Annotated in this window: 30 protein-coding genes; 26 read left to right on the top strand and 4 right to left on the bottom strand. The window is 72.0% G+C overall.

Annotated features, from left to right (window positions below):
* Positions 1–59 precede the first annotated feature (59 nt).
* From ACMA1D_RS02105 to ACMA1D_RS02065, 9 genes are all read left to right on the top strand, one after another.
* Positions 60–404, top strand: a complete 345-nt coding sequence (locus tag ACMA1D_RS02105; protein WP_414722109.1) for a DUF4326 domain-containing protein — start codon at positions 60–62, stop codon at positions 402–404.
* Complete coding sequence (locus ACMA1D_RS02100) at positions 404–574, top strand: hypothetical protein (RefSeq protein WP_414722108.1); 171 nt, start codon at positions 404–406, stop codon at positions 572–574. Before ACMA1D_RS02105 ends, ACMA1D_RS02100 begins: the two co-directional genes overlap by 1 nt.
* Positions 574–765 (top strand): hypothetical protein, encoded by a 192-nt coding sequence (locus ACMA1D_RS02095; protein WP_414722107.1) that lies wholly within the window; start codon positions 574–576, stop codon positions 763–765. Before ACMA1D_RS02100 ends, ACMA1D_RS02095 begins: the two co-directional genes overlap by 1 nt.
* A gap of 68 nt (positions 766–833) precedes the next feature.
* Entirely contained in the window at positions 834–1061 is a 228-nt protein-coding gene (locus ACMA1D_RS02090; protein ID WP_414722106.1) for a hypothetical protein, read from the top strand.
* A complete protein-coding gene (locus ACMA1D_RS02085) occupies positions 1054–2007 on the top strand; it encodes a hypothetical protein (RefSeq protein ID WP_414722105.1) in 954 nt (317 codons plus the stop codon). The genes ACMA1D_RS02090 and ACMA1D_RS02085 overlap by 8 nt, the downstream gene beginning before the upstream one ends.
* A gap of 98 nt (positions 2008–2105) precedes the next feature.
* Positions 2106–2810, top strand: a complete 705-nt coding sequence (locus ACMA1D_RS02080) for a hypothetical protein (protein ID WP_414722104.1) — start codon at positions 2106–2108, stop codon at positions 2808–2810.
* A 57-nt stretch (positions 2811–2867) separates the two neighbouring features.
* Positions 2868–3353 carry a hypothetical protein gene (locus ACMA1D_RS02075; protein ID WP_414722103.1) on the top strand — a complete coding sequence of 162 codons (486 nt, stop codon included), beginning with the start codon at positions 2868–2870 and terminating at the stop codon, positions 3351–3353.
* Between the two features lie 64 nt (positions 3354–3417).
* Positions 3418–3702 carry a hypothetical protein gene (locus ACMA1D_RS02070; protein WP_414722102.1) on the top strand — a complete coding sequence of 95 codons (285 nt, stop codon included), beginning with the start codon at positions 3418–3420 and terminating at the stop codon, positions 3700–3702.
* A 101-nt stretch (positions 3703–3803) separates the two neighbouring features.
* Positions 3804–4049 carry a hypothetical protein gene (locus tag ACMA1D_RS02065; RefSeq protein WP_414722101.1) on the top strand — a complete coding sequence of 82 codons (246 nt, stop codon included), beginning with the start codon at positions 3804–3806 and terminating at the stop codon, positions 4047–4049.
* On the opposite strand, the gene ACMA1D_RS02060 is transcribed toward ACMA1D_RS02065, so the two are convergent.
* A complete protein-coding gene (locus ACMA1D_RS02060) occupies positions 4037–4222 on the bottom strand; it encodes a hypothetical protein (protein WP_414722100.1) in 186 nt (61 codons plus the stop codon). The two genes, ACMA1D_RS02065 and ACMA1D_RS02060, sit on opposite strands and share 13 nt — an antisense overlap.
* 48 nt (positions 4223–4270) lie before the next feature.
* Positions 4271–4525 carry a hypothetical protein gene (locus ACMA1D_RS02055; RefSeq protein WP_414722099.1) on the bottom strand — a complete coding sequence of 85 codons (255 nt, stop codon included), beginning with the start codon at positions 4523–4525 and terminating at the stop codon, positions 4271–4273.
* A gap of 252 nt (positions 4526–4777) precedes the next feature.
* On the opposite strand from ACMA1D_RS02055, the gene ACMA1D_RS02050 reads away from it, so the two are divergent.
* A complete protein-coding gene (locus tag ACMA1D_RS02050; RefSeq protein ID WP_414722098.1) occupies positions 4778–5062 on the top strand; it encodes a hypothetical protein in 285 nt (94 codons plus the stop codon).
* A 54-nt stretch (positions 5063–5116) separates the two neighbouring features.
* Here the strand turns inward: ACMA1D_RS02050 and ACMA1D_RS02045 are convergent, their stop codons facing one another.
* Together ACMA1D_RS02045 and ACMA1D_RS02040 are read right to left on the bottom strand one after the other, a co-directional pair.
* Positions 5117–5557, bottom strand: coding sequence for a DUF6221 family protein (locus tag ACMA1D_RS02045; RefSeq protein ID WP_414722097.1), 441 nt, complete (start codon positions 5555–5557; stop codon positions 5117–5119).
* A 366-nt stretch (positions 5558–5923) separates the two neighbouring features.
* Complete coding sequence (locus ACMA1D_RS02040; protein ID WP_414722096.1) at positions 5924–6226, bottom strand: helix-turn-helix domain-containing protein; 303 nt, start codon at positions 6224–6226, stop codon at positions 5924–5926.
* A gap of 162 nt (positions 6227–6388) precedes the next feature.
* Here ACMA1D_RS02040 and ACMA1D_RS02035 point away from each other — a divergent pair, with 162 nt between their 5' ends.
* The 16 genes from ACMA1D_RS02035 (at position 6389) to ACMA1D_RS01960 (ending at position 16824) form a co-directional block, all read left to right on the top strand.
* Positions 6389–6691, top strand: coding sequence for a hypothetical protein (locus tag ACMA1D_RS02035; protein ID WP_414722095.1), 303 nt, complete (start codon positions 6389–6391; stop codon positions 6689–6691).
* Positions 6688–6840, top strand: coding sequence for a hypothetical protein (locus ACMA1D_RS02030; RefSeq protein ID WP_414722094.1), 153 nt, complete (start codon positions 6688–6690; stop codon positions 6838–6840). Before ACMA1D_RS02035 ends, ACMA1D_RS02030 begins: the two co-directional genes overlap by 4 nt.
* A gap of 53 nt (positions 6841–6893) precedes the next feature.
* Complete coding sequence (locus ACMA1D_RS02025; RefSeq protein ID WP_414722093.1) at positions 6894–7355, top strand: Pycsar system effector family protein; 462 nt, start codon at positions 6894–6896, stop codon at positions 7353–7355.
* A 61-nt stretch (positions 7356–7416) separates the two neighbouring features.
* On the top strand, positions 7417–8454 hold the full coding sequence (locus tag ACMA1D_RS02020) for a hypothetical protein (RefSeq protein ID WP_414722092.1): 1038 nt from the start codon (positions 7417–7419) through the stop codon (positions 8452–8454).
* Complete coding sequence (locus ACMA1D_RS02015) at positions 8451–9332, top strand: hypothetical protein (protein WP_414722091.1); 882 nt, start codon at positions 8451–8453, stop codon at positions 9330–9332. The genes ACMA1D_RS02020 and ACMA1D_RS02015 overlap by 4 nt, the downstream gene beginning before the upstream one ends.
* A gap of 20 nt (positions 9333–9352) precedes the next feature.
* Positions 9353–9802 (top strand): hypothetical protein, encoded by a 450-nt coding sequence (locus ACMA1D_RS02010; protein ID WP_414722090.1) that lies wholly within the window; start codon positions 9353–9355, stop codon positions 9800–9802.
* Complete coding sequence (locus tag ACMA1D_RS02005; RefSeq protein WP_414722089.1) at positions 9790–10530, top strand: hypothetical protein; 741 nt, start codon at positions 9790–9792, stop codon at positions 10528–10530. The genes ACMA1D_RS02010 and ACMA1D_RS02005 overlap by 13 nt, the downstream gene beginning before the upstream one ends.
* 86 nt (positions 10531–10616) lie before the next feature.
* Positions 10617–10826, top strand: coding sequence for a hypothetical protein (locus ACMA1D_RS02000; RefSeq protein WP_414722088.1), 210 nt, complete (start codon positions 10617–10619; stop codon positions 10824–10826).
* A 52-nt stretch (positions 10827–10878) separates the two neighbouring features.
* Complete coding sequence (locus ACMA1D_RS01995) at positions 10879–11085, top strand: hypothetical protein (RefSeq protein WP_414722087.1); 207 nt, start codon at positions 10879–10881, stop codon at positions 11083–11085.
* 118 nt (positions 11086–11203) lie between these two features.
* Positions 11204–11902, top strand: a complete 699-nt coding sequence (locus ACMA1D_RS01990; protein ID WP_414722086.1) for a PP2C family protein-serine/threonine phosphatase — start codon at positions 11204–11206, stop codon at positions 11900–11902.
* 405 nt (positions 11903–12307) lie between these two features.
* Positions 12308–12943 (top strand): hypothetical protein, encoded by a 636-nt coding sequence (locus tag ACMA1D_RS01985; RefSeq protein WP_414722085.1) that lies wholly within the window; start codon positions 12308–12310, stop codon positions 12941–12943.
* 233 nt (positions 12944–13176) lie between these two features.
* Positions 13177–13599 carry a DUF6221 family protein gene (locus ACMA1D_RS01980; RefSeq protein ID WP_414722084.1) on the top strand — a complete coding sequence of 141 codons (423 nt, stop codon included), beginning with the start codon at positions 13177–13179 and terminating at the stop codon, positions 13597–13599.
* Between the two features lie 18 nt (positions 13600–13617).
* Positions 13618–14001 (top strand): HNH endonuclease, encoded by a 384-nt coding sequence (locus tag ACMA1D_RS01975; protein ID WP_414722083.1) that lies wholly within the window; start codon positions 13618–13620, stop codon positions 13999–14001.
* Between the two features lie 14 nt (positions 14002–14015).
* Positions 14016–14216 carry a hypothetical protein gene (locus tag ACMA1D_RS01970; RefSeq protein ID WP_414722082.1) on the top strand — a complete coding sequence of 67 codons (201 nt, stop codon included), beginning with the start codon at positions 14016–14018 and terminating at the stop codon, positions 14214–14216.
* A 576-nt stretch (positions 14217–14792) separates the two neighbouring features.
* Entirely contained in the window at positions 14793–15131 is a 339-nt protein-coding gene (locus ACMA1D_RS01965; protein ID WP_414722081.1) for a phage terminase small subunit P27 family, read from the top strand.
* Complete coding sequence (locus ACMA1D_RS01960; protein ID WP_414722080.1) at positions 15094–16824, top strand: terminase large subunit; 1731 nt, start codon at positions 15094–15096, stop codon at positions 16822–16824. The genes ACMA1D_RS01965 and ACMA1D_RS01960 overlap by 38 nt, the downstream gene beginning before the upstream one ends.
* Positions 16825–16844 lie beyond the last annotated feature (20 nt).

Genomic DNA, 16844 nt, shown 5'->3' with positions numbered 1-16844 from the left:
CCCGGCCAACCAGCCGACGTACTGCCCGACATCGCCACCTACCAACCACAGGAGACCTGATGCCCACCCGTATCCAACGCCGCCGTACGAAGGGATGGCGCGTACCGGCCGGAGCCGTCTACGTCGGCCCGCCGTCACGCTGGGGCAACCCCTACCCCGCCTACGACGGCTCGGTCGGCGAACGAGTCGCCGCCGCCGACCTGTTCGCCAACCTCCTCGCCACCCGGAACGGGCACCCGCACCCCGAGCACCTCATGCCCTACCCGGCCGACGACGAGATCCGCCGCGCCCTCGCCGGCCGGGACCTCGTGTGCTGGTGCCCGCTGCCAGCGCCCGGCCAGCCCGACCACTGCCACGCCGCCGTGCTACTGCGCCTCGCCAACGCCCCCCAGGGGGCCGGCTGATGAGCAGCAGCAGCTACACCGGCATCGGCATCAGCCTGGCCGGCACCTGGGAGTGCGGTGCATGCGGCGCCCGGGGTGACGGCTGGTACGACCCGGACGACGGCCTGACACTCCACGACGAGCACGGCGATCCCTTCGTCGCCGACGACCACGACTGCGAGGCGAGCTGATGGCCGACATGGTGGCCTACCGCTCCCTCTCCACCAGCATGCTGCGCTGCCTGGACCACGTGCCGCCACCCGCCGCACGCGCAGCGAACTGCGTCCCAGTCGAGGCCGATGACCTGCCGGACGGCGGGATCTGCACATACCCGGACTGCGGCGTAGACGTGCTGATCCCGCGCGGCGCTGACGGGTCCTGACATACAGCGGCCCACCCGCCTGCCCGGCCGCCGCGCGCGGCCGGGCCCCAACCACCCAGGAGAACACCATGACCGCCGACCTGCTCTACGACGCCGCCGACTACGCCCGCGTTAGCCCCACCCACCTCCCGCCGGCCGACCAACTCCACACCATCCTGGCCGACCTCCTCACCCAGACCGCCGACGCCGACCTCCCACTGCCAGACGACGCCCCCGTCCTGCGGCTGGCGTACGCCATCCTCACCGCCCAGGACATGCGCATGATCTTCCCCGACGCGGAGGCCGACCGTGACTGAGCGATTCACTGCCGACACGATCACCGACGACGCACTCGACACCCTCTACGCCGAGCGGGACCAGGCCCGGCGGATCGCCGTCGCCCTGGAGAACGAGACCGCCGCCCAAGCCGCGCGCATCACCGGCCTCCGCGAGCAGCAACGCGCCGCCGCATCAGCCGCACTCAGCCTCCGAGCCCAGACACCAACCGCCGCCCAGACCACCCTCGACCGCATCCGCAGCGCCAACAACTGGACCGACGTCTGGACCGCCCTCGGCATGTACTACGGCATGAAGCCGGAGAAGGCCGGCGCCGAAGCGCGCGCTCGTCGGCGGAGCGGCGTCATCGCCGGCCTGGCCGACGCCGAGCAACGCCTCCACTCCGCCCGCCGCAGCACCAAGCGCGCGGAGACCGAGCGGGACCGGCTCGCCGCAGAGGTGGTCCGACTGCGCGCCGGTGAGCAGCAACCCGACCCCAACCGGCCCATCGCCCTGTGCACGGCGCCCGAGTGGATCTGGCACTGGAACCGCAGCGCGGCCGAGAGCCGGCTGGCCACGGCCCAGCGCGTCTTGGACTCTGCCCGTCAGGCGAGCACGTGCTTCGAGGGGAACCACCGGAATCGACTCGACCAGCTCCAGCGCCGCGCCGAGCAGGCCGAGGCCGAGCGGGACGCCGCGTACCGCGAGCGCGCCCACCTCATCGCGTATCTCGCCGCGCTCCACCCCTCCCACATCGGCCCCACCGACCCCACCGCCCCGGACTGGCCGGTACTCATCGTGGAAACCCCAGCCGGCCAGATGAGCTGGCACATAGCGCCCCGAGACGCTGACCTGGTCGAGCACGTCGAGCCGACGGGCGGCACGCACCAAGGCTGGGACGGCCACACCACCGAGGAGAAGTACCGCCGGCTCCGCGAACTCACCCGCGCTGCGCTGGAGGAGCTGGAGCAACCGCCCGCCCCGTGAGCACGCGGAAGGGGCGCCCCCGACATCTGGCCGGACGACCGGGGCGCCCCAGGCGGGACCACCGTACCCCCAGCACCACGCACGACAGGAGACACCGGATGACCCCCGCCAACACGCTCACCCAGCTCCACCACATCATCAGCCGGTGGGGCGACCTCCACGACGCGCTCACCGAACACCAGGCCCGCCAGTGGCCACCGGTCATGGGCATCAGCCGGCTCGTCCTGGACGACGACGCCCGCGACGCCTACCGCGCCGAACGCGCCGACACCAACCCCGACGCCCCGGGCCCGCGGCCGATGCCCATCTCCGCTGACATCCTCGACACCATCCGCGCCATCGAAGACGCGCTCGTCCACTGCGCTGACGTGATCGCCGCCGAGATCCAGCGGCCGGCCATGCCCCGCGCGCCCCGCGGTGCCGGCTGGACCCCGGCCGAGATCGAGCAGCGGGACCAGCTCGCCGCCGAGGACGCGGCCGACCCCCGCCGGTGGCGCTACCCCGGGACCCGCTCGGCGCCGTACGCGGCGGCCTGGCTCGCTGCCCGGCTGGAGGCCGGGCCTGGACCGTTCCTGCCGCTCGGCGCGATACGGGTCGGCCGCATCGCCCGCGTCGCCGACGCCGCTGTCGGCCGACTCGACCGGGCACTCCGCGAAGCCCGCCGCACCACGTCGGCCGGCCGACCCTGCCCCGCATGCCGCGGCGACCGGCTCGAAGTCCACGGCGGCGACGGGCAACCGCCGGCCGTGCAGTGCGCGGACTGCGGACGCACCTGGACGGAACACCAGCCAGCCGCCGCTTAACCACCCCGCTCGCCCCACCCCCGGGGCGAGCCAAACCCCACCCCGGAGAACACCAAAATGCTCGTACGCGTGATCAGCTTCGGCTACGGCCACACCGGCACCCTGGCCGACGACGACCACACGCCGCTGGAACCGCCCACCGCCGACATCACCCTTGACCTCCGCCGCACCCTCCACGACCCCCACCGCAACCCGGCCATGCGCCACCTCACCGGCCTGGACGCCCCCGTGTACGCCCACGTCCTCGCCACCCCCGGCGCCCGCCTACTCGCCCACACCACCGCCCTCGCCGCGCACACCCTGGCCACAGAGGCCCAGCGGTCCGTCGTGGTTGCCGTCGGCTGCGTCGGCGGACGCCACCGTGCTGTCGGCGTCGCCCGGGAGATCCACCGGTCCCTCGCCGCGTTCGCGGCAGCCGGGGCGTACACGGCGGACCTGGTCCACCGCGACGTCCACCGCCCGGTCCTACCGGCCGCCAGGCACGCCGAGCTCGATGCGCGAGCAGCCGCCCGGCGCCAGCGCTCAGAAGGTGCGGCGGAGTGATATCACCTCCGCTACTGTGGAGAAACCCTTTGTGTCACGGCAGAGAGAAATGGGTCCCACGAGCATGAGTGACGCGCCCTGGACCATCGACCGCATTGCCGACGCGCTCGGCGCACCTGCACTGCGATCTCGCTTCCTCAGCGAGATCAACCGCGCGCCCGCCCACGAACTCCTGCCAACGTTCGCCCGGTGGGAGCGCGTCGCCAAGAACCTCCTCGACGCCGCCGACCGTGGGCGCGCCCTTGCTCAGCACGATGCCCGCGGTGAGGAATTGCCGGGTGAGTGGATCGACGCAACCGACCGCATCCAGGCCGACGCCGCCCGGGCTCGCAGCCGGGGCGCTGCGTAATCCGCCAATCAGGTCACGTCCCGCAACAGATCCACTACGCTCCCGGGTGGGAGACGACCTGACAGCGCCCAGGACCGGCGCCATCACCACCGGGACACCGCGTGACCTACCGCCTGACCTACGACCCGGCCGTCGAAGCCGTGCACGACGCCCTCCCACCGGAGGCCCGAGAGCAGCTCACCCTCGCGCTCGCCGCTGCGGCCGACGACCCGATCGGCGCGACCGAGCCGTACGGCGCCGACGACCCGTACATGCGGCTCCTGGTCATCCCGCACACCACCGCGCTGATCTTCATCGGGCATACGCGCCGCACGCTGGCGGTCCTGAACATCAGCTACCTCGGCTGATTACTGGGTAGGCGTCGGGCCAGCCGTCCGACCAGTTCGGCGGCCGGCCCGGCCTGATCGTCGGCCGCTAACTGGCGCAGCAGGCCGACGACCGCCCGTGCCTCACCCACCGTCAGCAGCGGCGCCCGCTCGCCCGGCTGCTCCAGGGCTGCCCACACCTCGTCATCGGTCACACCAGGCACAACGTCTGCGGCTCGCGGGCGACACGCTCGGGCCCGCTGTCAGTCCGTACGCGGCGGCACCTGGAGTGGTACCGGCTCCTCCTGCCCCTCCCAGGTGACCAGGAGTTGCACAGGCATGCGCTTCCCGCCAGCCCCCTGCATGGACAAAAGGTGACTGCTCCCGCCCGCCAGGGTGACTGGCTCATCCGGCCAGCCGAACAGCGCTGGCCGGCCCTCGTCCAGGAACACCACGCCCGCGGCTGTCGCGGCCCCGCGGTTGAGCACTCTGAAGTTGCTCCCCCTGACGTGCTCCAAGACGAGCTCCACTCGCGGCTCGGCCGCGCGCCGCCGCGCTGCGGCCTCCTCTCGCTGAAGGGTCAGAGACCCTTCAGCCGCGTTGGCGGAGCGCCTACTGTCCCGTCGGGCCAGGGCAGTCACGCCAAGGGCGCCGGCCGAGAGACACAATGCCACCAACGAGAACACGTCACTGCTGTTCATGACAGAGACGGTACTCACGGTGGGCTCGAACTGCCCCCGGGCCCGCGTGCCAGGCGGTAGCGTGCAGGCGTGCCGTACGTCTACCGCTGCGAAGCCTGCCGCGCGAGCGCTCCACCCCGGGCCTGGCAGGACCAGGCCCGAGCCGACCGGGACGAGCACCGCGAACGCGCCCACCACGGCCTCATCCCCGACGACGGCATCACCCGTACCGGCCCGCCGGCGGGGCCCCGGCCGCCATCCGAGCTGTGGCGGGCCGTACGCACCGTCGGCAGTACGGACTACCTCCGGCAAGCCGCTGTCCTCCTCGGTGCCGGGGTGCTCGTCGTCATGGCCCTGGCCGCGATCCTCCACTGAGGCACGACAAAGCCCCCGCCGCATCACTGCGGCGGGGGCCTCGTGCTGCCCGGGCTACGGCCGCCACTCCGGGTGGTAGCCGGGCCGGTCCGCGTACGGCAGAGCGAGCACGCGGACCGTCTCGCACCAGCCCCCTTGGCCGCTGTACTCCATGGAGTGCCCGCACTCCTCGCAGCCGTGCCCGAGGCCGTTACCGTCCTCGCCCTCCCAGCCGCCGACGACGTGATGCAGGTCGAGCAGCCGCCGCTTGGCATCGACCTCGCGCAGCACCCGCGCCGGATCCTGGGCGGCGATGAAAGTGGCGAGGTCGCGAGCGGCAGGGGTCCGCTCCATGGAGGCGATGTGCACCACGGACCAGAACGTTCGGGCCGTCTCGCCCTCGCGATCGTCTCCTACGGCATCCCACTGGTCGTAGGGCTGCCGCTCCGTCGCCGCCCGCGCGACTCGCTCGTCCTCGTCAAGCTGCTCACGTAGCCACTGCACCAGGTCATCCATCCTCGGCCTCCATCTCCGCACTCGCGACGCTAGCCGCCTACAACCTGCGCAGGTAGGCGCAGCGCCGGCACCTTGGGCTTGGGCAGAGGTCCCGGTTGCGGTTGTCCTTCCGCCAATCCGTGCACCCCGGCTCAGCCAAGGCCGCGATCTCGGCCGCAGTCAGCGGCCGGTCGGGGCTGGTACGGGCCGGCCGGGCGGACGCAGGTCGCGGCGTGGCGGTCTCCGCCGGCGGCTCGTAGCCGGCCGCACTCAAGTCGCGCACTAGGTCAGCCGCAGCGGGGGAACCGGTGTTCACCAAGGCCCACTCCTGCACGATCTGCAAGATCGCCTGGGCGTCTGCGCTCAGGCGGGATGCCCGTTCCGTAGTCATTGTTGTTCTCCTTCGCCGGCGGCCTTCCGGGGCCGGTCTTTGCCTGAGCCCGAGTAGCCACGCTCGATGTCCTGCACCGTCCCCAGGGACACCCCCAGGCGGGCAGCGATGGCCCGGTACGGCACCTTGTCCCGCCTGAGGGACAACACCAACTCTCGCCGCTGCGCCTTCCATGCGGCGGTGCGCTTCGCCTGGTCGACCATGACCCGGCTCATCGCTCGCGCCCGCGCCTCGGGGTCCCCGATGCGCTCGATCGCGTCGAGGGCTTCCATCACCCGCTGCACCTCCTCCTCGCTCATCCGGCCCCTTCGGGTTGGGCGGGCCGCTTGCCAAGAGTGTATGGGACCCCATACGCTCTTTGGAAGTAGCCCAGCTACTGATGCACAAAGACCCCGGCCCGGCGCTGGAACGCCATACGGGCCGGGGTCAGCCATCCACCTGCACTACCAGGACGGACAGCCATGACGGATCGTATCCACGCCACCCCTCCCGAGGACACCCGCCGGCTCGTCGCCATCGGCACCAGCAGGCCGGTCGCCGGCCGACGCCTGACCATCCGCGCCACCCCCGCCGGCATCACCGGCACCAGCCGGCCGGCCCAGCCCTCGCCCGCGCTGGCCGCCGCCCCCAACGCCAACATCCAGACCGTTCTCCAGGACCTGAACGCGACGATCCCGCACCTGAGGGGCGTGTCCCTGGCCAACGCGCTGGAGCTGCGCACCCGCCTCCAGACCGAGCAGCACCGCCGCGCGGTGACCCGATGAGCGCCACCCCGGCCGACACCCCGCCACTGCGCACCGACCTGGACGACTACCGCGAGGCCCAGGCCCGCGCCGAGCAGGACGCCGCCGAACGCCGCACCCTGCTCGGCCTCGCCACCAGCCACGGCAACGAGGCCGCCGGCAGCCGCTGAACCCGCGCCGGCCCGCCCCGCTACCCGGGGCGGGCCCCGACCGGAGACCCCACATGCACACGCCCGACCCCACGAACGCCCGCATTGCTGACGCCCACGCCGAGGTACGCGCCGAGATCGCCCGCGCCGACACCAAGAGCGCACTGCTCCTCGCCTACGACGCCGGCCTGGCCGCCGGCACCTGGGCCACCGCCCACGCCGGACACCCGGCAGCCACCATCACCGCCGGCCTCGCCGGAGCCGCGACCCTGGCCAGCGCCCTCCTGCTGCTCGCCGTCGTCCTCCCGCGCCTGCGCCCGCCCGGCAGCCAGCCCGCCGGCGGCTTCCCCCGCTGGGCCGGTCTCACCGCCCAGCAGTTCCGCACAGAGATGACCGTCGACCAGCGCGACCGCGACACCGTCGGCCTCGCCCGCCTCGCCGTCCGCAAGATGGCGCTCTTCGCTCACGCGGTGCGCGCCTCCGCCGCCGCCACCATCCTCCTCGCCGCAGCCGGCCTCCTGGCCGTCGCCCTGTAACCGACTCCACCCGATCACCGGGCCCACGCCGGCCCGTGCCCAACCATGCCCAGGAGCGCCCGTGAAGACCCGCGCCGAGACCCGCACACGCACCGTGCCGCACACCATCAACGGCGAGACCCGCATGGTCCCCGAGGAGTACACCGTCCGCGTCCCCGTCCCCCCACGAGACTGGGACCACACCGTCCTCGTCGGCGTCCAAGCCGGCGCCGCTGCGTTCGTCGCCGCCTCCGTCGCGTGGACCACCGCCAACGTCGGCGACCTCCTCGCCGCCACCGTCCCCGCACCCATCGCCTACACCGTCGCCGCCGGCTTCGACGTGCTGTGGATCGGCTGCATGGCCCTGGAGTGGCTCAGCCGCTACGACGCCGACCGCGCCCGGGCACCCCGCCGCGCCGGCCACGCCGCCCTGGGCATCGCGATGGCCGCCGTCATCGTCCACGGCCACATCGTCGGCGCCCTCGCCGCAGGCATCACCGGCGCCCTGGTCTCCGCCCTCGCCAAGGGCCTGTGGACCCTGGCGAACCAACACACCGCCCACCAGCTCGACCCGCGCTCGCAGCAATGGCTCGCCATCCGCCGCGCCGAGATCGGCGCCCGACTCGCCCTGGCCGGCGAGCAGCGGCAACTCGCGCGCCTCGACGCCCAGTACGCGGCCCTCGTCGCTTCACAGCAAGACACCCCGGACACCGACCCGGACAGGCCGGACACCCGCCCTGGACAGTCGAACACCGCTCTCTCAGGCCCCGCCCGGACGATGATCCTCGCCCGCGCCCGCACCATGCCCGACGCGACCGCCCAGGACATTGCCGGACATCTAGCCGGACACGGCATCCAGGTGGACACCGGCACCGTCCAGGCCGTCCTGGACAACGCAGACAACACGCTGCCGACCAGGCAGGACACCACTGTCCGGCCCCTGCGGCCGGCAGCGGGTGCCACCGTGTCCGACACCGTTCGCCAGGCCATCGCCACCGGCCTGTCCCGCGAGGAAACCGTGGCCCATGTCCGTGCTGTCCATGGACAGGACACGGCCCGGGACACCATCGTCCGGACCCACAACCGTCTCCTGGACAAGCTGGACAAGGGGGCGTCGTGAGCATCGACCCTGGGGCCGACGAGCTCCGCATCCGCGAACTCCTTGTACGGCGCGGCATCGGCCCCGACGCGCAGCCGACCGCCACCGCCACCGAGCCAGCCGACGAGCAGCCGCCGGAGGAACTGCCGGCAGAGACGCCGCCGACCGCCGGCCCGCCGGCCGACCCGGACGGCTGGTGGGACGAGATCTTCGCCGGGCCCGACGCCACCGCCATCACCACCCCCGCTCCACCGGCCGGCGGCGGCCGACTCCCGGCGCCCGGCGACATGATCGACCTCGCACCCGCACCAGAGCCGGACCCCGTACCCCCGGCCTGGGCAGCACCACCGGCGCCACCGGTGCCCCCCATCCCGCCGAGGCCGTCGACACCGCCCACACCCGCAAACACTCCGGCCGACGACACCGACGCCCTGGACCAGGACGAGCAGCCCCCCGGCGGGCGCTGGACCGTCTGGAAGAACCGCTACGCGCCCGACCAGCCACCAGCGCCGACCATGCAGCAGATCAGCATCGAGACCGTAGAGGAAGTCCACGCCGGCCTCACCCAGGCCACCCAGGCCACCGTGACCGACGCCGCCCAGCGGCAGCGCATCGCGCACGTCGCCCACGCCGGCAGCGCCGCCGCCCTCGGCTGGTACCTGGGCATCGGGCCCTGGATCCACGGCCGCCTGGAACACGCAGGCGAGACCGACCCCAGCGCCGGCACCGAACTCGGCCTCGCCGTCATCGCCCTCGCTGCCCTCGGCGAATGGGCCACCCACGGCTGGCGCGACCGCGAACGCCACCCCATCACCCGCATCGTCGGCTGGCTCGCCCGCATCCCCCTGGCCACCGCCGCCCTCGCCCTCGCCCTCTACGGCGGCGGCTCCACCGCCTGACCCCGAAGGACACCATCACCATGGACGTCAACCTGGCCGCCGACACTGGCGCCAACGCGCTCGGCGGGCTCGGCTCCGGCGGCGCAGCCCTCGTCCTCACTGCCATCCTCATCGCCGGCACCAAGGACAAGGGCACCGATCACGCTCTCAGCAAGAACGGGGCGGTCACCGTCGGGCTCGGCGCGGGCACCGCAGCAGCAGGCGCCGGACAGATGTGGGGCATGCCTTCAGACATCGTCCTCAGCGTCCTCACCTCAGCCGGTGTCGGCAGCGGTGACGGCTCGCTCGGCGACGTCACCATGCCGGCCGTCTCCCTCGTCTCCGTCCTGCTGACCTACATCCTCAAGCTCAAGCCGCGCACCGCCGGAGTCACCGGCTGGGCGATGGCCGTGATCTTCGCGCAATCCGGCGGCGCCTGGGCCGAGATCAGCACCACGATCGGGGAGATGATCGCCCAATGGGCCGGCTGACCCAGCACGCCCACCGTGTCGGCGCGCCGTTCCGTACGGCCTGGGACGGCGTACGCCCCGTCCTCCGCGTCGGCAACGTCCCCTGGACCCTCCTCTCCGGCTCCATCGCCATCGCCCGGCACGCCATCACCTGGTGTCTGAAGGCCACCGACCGGCCCGGTATCGCCTACCGCGTCCTCGGCCTCGTCATCGCCATCGGCACCCTCGGCAAGGCGATCACCCTTACTCCCATCCTGATGGCCCCCACGATGATCGTCTGGGGCGCCGCCGCGCTCGTCGTCCAGCCCCCGGAGAAGACCGTCGGCAACGCCAAGGCGAAGGGGAAGAAGGGGCCCGCACGGGCGGCAGCGAAGACCCTCCGCCGAAAGGCCACCAACACCCGATCGAAGGCCGCCGCGGACACCCCCGACGACGCCACCGAGGAGCCCCCCGCACCGGCCCCGTGGCCACCCTCCCGCGAGACCCTCCACGACCACATCCGACAGGCCGCCGGCCCCCACCCCGGAGCGCACCTCCGCACCCTCACCGCACACCTCCGCGAGAAGGGCGCTCCGGCCGGCTGGGGGATGGCCCAAACCCGCGCCCTATGCACCTCCCACGAGGTGCCCGTACGGGGCTCTCTCAGGGCCGCCGGAGCGGTGTCCCCCGGGGTCCACCTCGCCGACCTCCAGAGCCCCGGACAGCCCCTCCCCGAGAAGGAGCCCCAGGCCCCCGCTCAGGCCATGTAGCGCACCAACTACATGCGCCCTGACCTGCAACAACTACACGCCAGCTACACGGAACTACACACCCAACTACACCGCCAGGAGACGCCATGAACACGAACCAGGGCCTCAGCGACGCCGACATTGAGGCCCGGATGGCTGCCGCCGCCAGCGCCCACGCCGCCGGCCGGCACCGCGACGCCACGCACCTCTACGACCAGCTCGCCAGGGACATCCAACGCAGCCGCGGGCAGTTCGACCCCCACGCCCTCGACGCCTTCGAGGCGGTCGCACGCGTCATCGCGTCCCTCGGCAAGTAGACGCCCAGGCGGCCTGCAACAACTTCCGGACTACAACAGAGAAGAGAGCCCCATGGGCACCTACCACTGGATCATCACCCTGCAGTTCACCACAGCACAGGGCCTCGGCATCTACACCAACGACGGCGTCTACGACCAGCGTCTGGGTGCCTCGCGAGCCGAGGTCTACGAGGGCATCAGGCGCGACCTGGCTGCCCGCGACCCTCGCCTGGTCGACGCCAACACGCTCTTCTTCGCCCTCGAACCGAACGAGCTGTAGGAGGCGGCCCCCATGGAGTACTGCGAGGAGTGCGGCTGGTGGACCAAGCCGGACTGCGGCCATTCATTGACGGCAAGCTAGCCACCCGCCCGAACTCAGCTCGACGGAAGGACAACCCTTGATCATCACCGGACACGCCACCCGGGCAGGCACGAAGCCCCCCTCCGCAGACGGCCACCACATCCACCGCCGCGGTGAACGCGTCACCGCAGCAGTCGTGGACGGCGCCGGCCACCGCCCGGAGACCGTAGATCTCGCCCAGCACGCACCGCCCGTGATCGCCCTCACGGGCATGGTCATGGGCGGCCTCGTCGGCCTGATCACCGCCGGCCGGATGTGCGACGCCTACGACCAGCCACCGCACCTGTCCGCGATCTACGCCTCGGTGGAGCCGGACCTGCCCACGACCATCCATTGGGTGGGGGACTGCAGGGCCTACGGCTGGAACGGCCATCGACTCAAGCTCTACTCCACCGACCAGACCATGGGCCAATGGCTCCGGATCAACGGTGGTGCAGCCGTCGAACTGGCCGCCGAGGACCACGACAACTGGACGCGGCTCGGCCTAGGGCAGGCCACCGAAATGACCTGCCGGCAAGCTGAGATCCCCGAGGGCGAACGCCTCGTGCTGCTCGTCTCCGACGGCGTCTCCGACCAGGTGCCCCCGGAGGTCGCCGAGGCCCTGTGCCGGCAGCACGCCGACGACCCGCAGGCTCTCGCCGACGCGCTCGTCACCGCAGCCGAGGACGGAGAGGAGGACGGGGAGGTCTACCGCGACGACGCCACCGTGGTCGTCATCCGCCGCGAGACCGACTGACGCTGCCACACTGGCAGCACGCGCCGGGTCGCGCCCGGCAGGCCCCGCCCGCGCACCCCGTCGCAGGCGGGGCCACCCGTTGTCAGACCCCCGCCGTACCGTCGACAGTGCCCCCGCCCCGATGTCCCCCGGGCGGGGGCACCGGCATCTACAGCCCGCCCGACAACGCCTCCAACAGGTCCGCCAAGTCCACCAACAGGCCCAGCAGCCGCGCTACCCGAACCCTGTCGAATCTCCGTGCCGCCATGATCCACCTCTCAGCCGTGGAAGCCACAGATGGCTTCTCAGCTGTAGTGGGTGTGGCTGCGGCACATGTGACGGTTCGCAGACGAAGAGGTCGCACCAGCCGCTACGCTGCCGATCCCCCCACACGCCACGCCCGACGCGACCGCCCAGGGGACACGCATGCGCTACCGCACCGCCATCACCACCGCCGCACTCCTCGCCCTCCTCCCGCTCACCGCCTGCTCCGACGACAGCGGCGGCAGCGGCGACAAGGGCGCCCCGCACACGGAACCCGGGACCAGCGCCCCCGCCGACCCGTCGGCCGACACCAGCAAGGGCAAGGGCCTGCCCCTCGGCAAGGCCGCGCCCACCATCGGCGCCGGCGGCACCGGTAGCCTGGAGATCACCCCCACCGCCGTCACCTACACCCCCACCGCCAGTCAGGGCATGCTCAAGCCGGCCAACGGCCGGTACGCCGTGATCGCCTACAAGGCGCGCTCCGTCACCGCGGTCGCCGCCGACGAGACCGCGCCGGCCGACTCCGGCGGCTGGACGTGGACCGCACCCGACGGACAGTCCGTCACGACCCTCGACGGGGAGGCCACCTCCGTCACCCCGGCCGGCTACACCAACAGCGGCCCCGTGCAGCCGGGCGCCTACCAGTGGCGCAGCGTCGCCTTCGACCTCACCCCCGCCCAGGCCAAGGGCGGCCAGCTCGTCTACACCGACGGTGAGCAGAAGACCCACACTTGGACCATCCCCGCCACCGACAGCGGCCCCGAAGCGGACAAGCTCAAGAAGGCCGTCCTCGGCTGAGCTTGACCCAAGCGATCACATAGCCCATCATGGGCCGCAAGTCCGGCGTGCCCGGACACAGAAGCCACCGCAACGGCCCCCTCGCCTCGCTGCCAGGGGGCCGTTCGCATGCCCGCACACGCGCCCCCAGGGGCGCCCGCAGACCACCGTGGGGCTGGTGGAGGAGAAGGGGCCGCCCAGGCCGGGCACCCGGGCGGCCCCAACCACCCCAACCGCGACCCAGGGGGTAGACCGTGAACGATCTCGCGACGTTCCTGCGCACACGTCTGGACGAGGACGAAGCAGCAGCTAGGGCGGCAAGCCCTGGCCCATGGCACGTGAACGCTGAGGCCGACGAGGTCTTGGCGGTCGATGGGATCACCGTGTGCGACGGATTCGCACTCAGCGGCAGGCAACTCCGCGCTACCACCGAGTACATCGCCCGACACGACCCAGCGCGCGTCCTCGCCGAGGTCGATGCTAAGCGGCGCATCCTAGACATCCACCAGGTGACCAGCTACGACAACTCTGAGTCAGGCGCCGACGAGGGATACGGATGCCGCGAGTGCGGCTGGTCGGCCGAGTACAGCGACCAGGGCGGATGGTGCGAGACCCTGCGCCTCCTCGCTCTCCCGCACGTCGACCACCCCGACTACCAGGACACTTGGCGATCCTGATCCGAGGAGGTGCAGCCCATGCCCACCGCACCTCCCACACGCTGCACCGACCCCGAGTGCCACGACCTAGCCACCACGCGCGGCCGATGCGACGCACACCAGCCCATCCCCTGGGCAGGACGCGACGACAAGGCCAGCAGGTACGGCATCAGCTCAGGGACCTGGCGCAAGCTCAAGGGCAGGGCCACACGCAGGGACAACGGCTGCTGCTACGCCTGCGGGGCCGAACCCCCCGACGACCCCGACCAACCAGGGCACGTCCTCGACCACATCACGCCCATCAGCGAAGGCGGCTCCGTCACTTCCCTCGACAACCTGGGGCTGCTCTGCGTCACGTGCGACGAGGTCAAGAGCAAGGCCGAAGCCGCCAGGGGCAACGCCCGACGACGAGCCAGGAGGTGACCAACGTGCCCGAGATGACCACCGCGCAAGCCCTCAGCAGCTACTACCGCGAACTCACCCAGGGCGGAGTACCCCACGAGACCGCCCACGAACTCGTTCTCGAAGCCGGACACCAACTGCTGGGCGAGGGCGACCTGGTCGTGCGGACCACCGCGACCGGCGAGCTCCTCCGCATCACCACCCTCCCCACAGACACCTCCGAGGTGACCCCGTGACCGAGCTGACCATGCCCGTCCAGGTCGCCATCCACTGCACCGACGGACCCCCACCACCTGCACCCTGGGCGAGCTCACCCTCGCCAACGACTCCGGACAGGTCACCGAGACCGACGTCCGACACGCCCTGGGCAGCCTCCTCCAGGCCGCCGGCACCCACCTGACCACCAGCGGAACCACCCCCTCCGCACCCGGGGCAGAGCAGCCGACGCGGCCCAACCACGGCCCGTCGTCACCCTCCGTAGGGGTAGGGGTGTCGTCATCACGACCATGATCGCCAGGGGACCCGCCGCGGTTGCCTGGGATCGCGCACGCTCACCTCGCCGATAGGGGGTCTCCTGGGGCATCGTCGCAGGTCAGGGGGCTGTGGCCTGGTGGGGTGCTGGTGAGGGGGCCGGGGTGGGGTGTCGACGGGTGGCTGGCGACTGACGGAGGGGGTGACGGAGGGTGGCGAAGGCGGCGGCGCCGGCGGCGCTCAAGTTGATCAGTGGCCGATCCCCCGGGAGAGACAGCGGAGGCCGGCCGGTCAACCCTGGGCCGGCCTTCAAGCGGGTCCCGCCGGTCGCGCCGGAGTGGTTGAGCGAGGAGGCGCGGGCGGAGTGGGATCGGGTGCTGCCGGAGCTGTCCCGGCTGGACCTGGTGAAGGAGTCGGATCGGGCGGCGCTGGCCGCGTACTGCGAGGCGTGGGCCGTGTTCCGGTCGGCGACGGAGACGGTGCAGCGCGAGGGACTGACCATCGAGGCGAAGCAGGGCACCCTGGCGCACCCCGCGGTCGCGATCGCGCGCAACGCCGGCCGGGAGCTGCGGTCGTGGGCCAGCCACTTCGGGCTGACCCCCTCGACTGAGCAGGCTCTGGCTCGAAGCGGGGGCGACGACGATGACGACGAGGCGAACCCGTACGCCGGCTCCGGCTGAGCCGGCCGCCCTGGGCATCGCGCCGGAGATCGTCTGGTACCTGGAGTCGCGCGGCATCCCGCTGCCGGACTGCCCGCCGAAGGTGCAGACCCCGAGTCCGGGTGAGGCGCCGGGCGCGGTGTTCGACCCAGACCGCGTGGACCGCCTGCTGCGCAGCTTCCATCTGCTGCGGCACACCCAGGGCAAGTGGGCGGGCCGGCCGCTGGACCCGGACCCGTGGCAGGTGGCGTACATCCTGGCTCCCGTCTTCGGTTGGGTGCGGTGGGATGACGAGGCCGAGGGGTACGTGCGGATCGTCCGCAAGTTGTACGTTGACGTCCCCAGGAGGAACGGGAAGACGACGTTGTCGGGCGGCATCGCGGTGTACCTGATGGCGGCGGATGGTGAGCCGGGCGCCCAGGTGTACGCGGCGGCGACCAGCGAGAAGCAGGCGCGCTACACGTTCGATCCGATCAAGACGATCGCGGAGCGGGCGCCCGCGTTGAAGGGCAACGTCAAGGCGTTCACCAAGAAGATCACCCACCCGGCCAGCGGCTCGTACTTCACGGTCGTCTCGTCGGTGGCGGAGGCGCTGCACGGCGCGAACGTGCACGGCGGGATCATCGATGAGCTGCACGTCCACAAGTCGCCTGACCTGGTGGAGACGATCGAGACCGGTACCGGCTCACGCCGGCAGCCGCTGGTCGTCATCATCACGACGGCCGACGAGGGCAAGCAGGAGTCGATCTACGACCGGCGCCGGCAGTACGTGGAGCAGCTCGCTCGTGGGTCCCTGCACGACCCGGACACGTACGGCGTGGTGTGGGGTGCGGATGACGACGACGACCCGCATGCCGAGGCGACGTGGCGGAAGGCGAACCCTGGGTACGGGGTGTCGCCCTCCGCGGCGTACCTGCGGGGCGCGTCGGCGGAGGCGCAGCAAAGCCCGGCCGACTTGGCCAAGTTCCTCCGGCTTCACCTGGGGATCAGGACGAAGCAGTCCACCAGGTTCATCCGGCTGGAGGACTGGGACGCGAACGCGGGCATGGTGGATGAGCAGCAGCTCGCCGGCCGCGACGCGTACGGCGGCCTGGACCTGGCCAGCACGAGCGACCTGTGTGCGCTGTGCTGGCTGTTCCCCGACGATGCCACCGGCACGCTCGATGCCGTGTGGCGGTTCTGGACGCCGGAGGACAACCTTCGGGCGCTGGACAAGCGGACGGCCGGCGCGGCGTCGCGCTGGGTCCGGGAGGGCTACCTGGTCGCGACGCCGGGCAACGTGGCCGACTACGACTGGATACGCGAACAGATCCGCCGGGACCGGGACCTGTTCAAGGTGAGGAGCCTCGGCTACGACCCGTGGAACGCCTCCCAGTTGACGAACGACCTGGTGTCCGAGCGGGCCCCGATGGTCAAGGTTCGGCAAGGGTTCGCGACCATGAGCCCGGTCTTGAAGGAGATCCAGAGGCTCGTGCTCCAGGGCAGCCCGGAGGCGCCGGCGCTGCGGCATGGCGGGCACCCGGTGGTCCGCTGGTGCGTGGACAACCTCGCGGTGGCGATGGACCCGGCGGGCAACGTCAAGCCAGACAAGGCGTCGAGCGGCGACAAGATCGACGGGGTGTCGGCCCTGGCCACGGCGATGGCGGAAGTCGTCGCCCGCCCGCCGAGGCGCAAGAGCAGGTACGCGGACGAGGACGAGATCATGGTCGTGTAGCGGCCGGAGCGGGAGGTGGC

This window comes from Streptomyces sp. 796.1, from assembly GCF_047525675.1.
Taxonomy (GTDB): domain Bacteria; phylum Actinomycetota; class Actinomycetes; order Streptomycetales; family Streptomycetaceae; genus Streptomyces.
Note: the sequence above shows the minus strand (reverse complement) of the source record. Positions and strands in the feature narration are given on the sequence as shown.

What these genes read in the sequence shown, in the direction of transcription:
- ACMA1D_RS02105 (WP_414722109.1), top strand. Translation starts at nt 60, where the DNA reads ATGCCCACCCGTATCCAACGCCGCCGTACGAAGGGATGGCGCGTACCG.
- ACMA1D_RS02100 (WP_414722108.1), top strand. Translation starts at nt 404, where the DNA reads ATGAGCAGCAGCAGCTACACCGGCATCGGCATCAGCCTGGCCGGCACC.
- ACMA1D_RS02095 (WP_414722107.1), top strand. Translation starts at nt 574, where the DNA reads ATGGCCGACATGGTGGCCTACCGCTCCCTCTCCACCAGCATGCTGCGC.
- ACMA1D_RS02090 (WP_414722106.1), top strand. Translation starts at nt 834, where the DNA reads ATGACCGCCGACCTGCTCTACGACGCCGCCGACTACGCCCGCGTTAGC.
- ACMA1D_RS02080 (WP_414722104.1), top strand. Translation starts at nt 2,106, where the DNA reads ATGACCCCCGCCAACACGCTCACCCAGCTCCACCACATCATCAGCCGG.
- ACMA1D_RS02075 (WP_414722103.1), top strand. Translation starts at nt 2,868, where the DNA reads ATGCTCGTACGCGTGATCAGCTTCGGCTACGGCCACACCGGCACCCTG.
- ACMA1D_RS02070 (WP_414722102.1), top strand. Translation starts at nt 3,418, where the DNA reads ATGAGTGACGCGCCCTGGACCATCGACCGCATTGCCGACGCGCTCGGC.
- ACMA1D_RS02045 (WP_414722097.1), bottom strand. Translation starts at nt 5,557, where the DNA reads ATGGATGACCTGGTGCAGTGGCTACGTGAGCAGCTTGACGAGGACGAG.
- ACMA1D_RS02040 (WP_414722096.1), bottom strand. Translation starts at nt 6,226, where the DNA reads ATGAGCGAGGAGGAGGTGCAGCGGGTGATGGAAGCCCTCGACGCGATC.
- ACMA1D_RS02035 (WP_414722095.1), top strand. Translation starts at nt 6,389, where the DNA reads ATGACGGATCGTATCCACGCCACCCCTCCCGAGGACACCCGCCGGCTC.
- ACMA1D_RS02030 (WP_414722094.1), top strand. Translation starts at nt 6,688, where the DNA reads ATGAGCGCCACCCCGGCCGACACCCCGCCACTGCGCACCGACCTGGAC.
- ACMA1D_RS02025 (WP_414722093.1), top strand. Translation starts at nt 6,894, where the DNA reads ATGCACACGCCCGACCCCACGAACGCCCGCATTGCTGACGCCCACGCC.
- ACMA1D_RS02010 (WP_414722090.1), top strand. Translation starts at nt 9,353, where the DNA reads ATGGACGTCAACCTGGCCGCCGACACTGGCGCCAACGCGCTCGGCGGG.
- ACMA1D_RS02005 (WP_414722089.1), top strand. Translation starts at nt 9,790, where the DNA reads ATGGGCCGGCTGACCCAGCACGCCCACCGTGTCGGCGCGCCGTTCCGT.
- ACMA1D_RS02000 (WP_414722088.1), top strand. Translation starts at nt 10,617, where the DNA reads ATGAACACGAACCAGGGCCTCAGCGACGCCGACATTGAGGCCCGGATG.
- ACMA1D_RS01995 (WP_414722087.1), top strand. Translation starts at nt 10,879, where the DNA reads ATGGGCACCTACCACTGGATCATCACCCTGCAGTTCACCACAGCACAG.
- ACMA1D_RS01985 (WP_414722085.1), top strand. Translation starts at nt 12,308, where the DNA reads ATGCGCTACCGCACCGCCATCACCACCGCCGCACTCCTCGCCCTCCTC.
- ACMA1D_RS01975 (WP_414722083.1), top strand. Translation starts at nt 13,618, where the DNA reads ATGCCCACCGCACCTCCCACACGCTGCACCGACCCCGAGTGCCACGAC.
- ACMA1D_RS01970 (WP_414722082.1), top strand. Translation starts at nt 14,016, where the DNA reads ATGACCACCGCGCAAGCCCTCAGCAGCTACTACCGCGAACTCACCCAG.
- ACMA1D_RS01960 (WP_414722080.1), top strand. Translation starts at nt 15,094, where the DNA reads ATGACGACGAGGCGAACCCGTACGCCGGCTCCGGCTGAGCCGGCCGCC.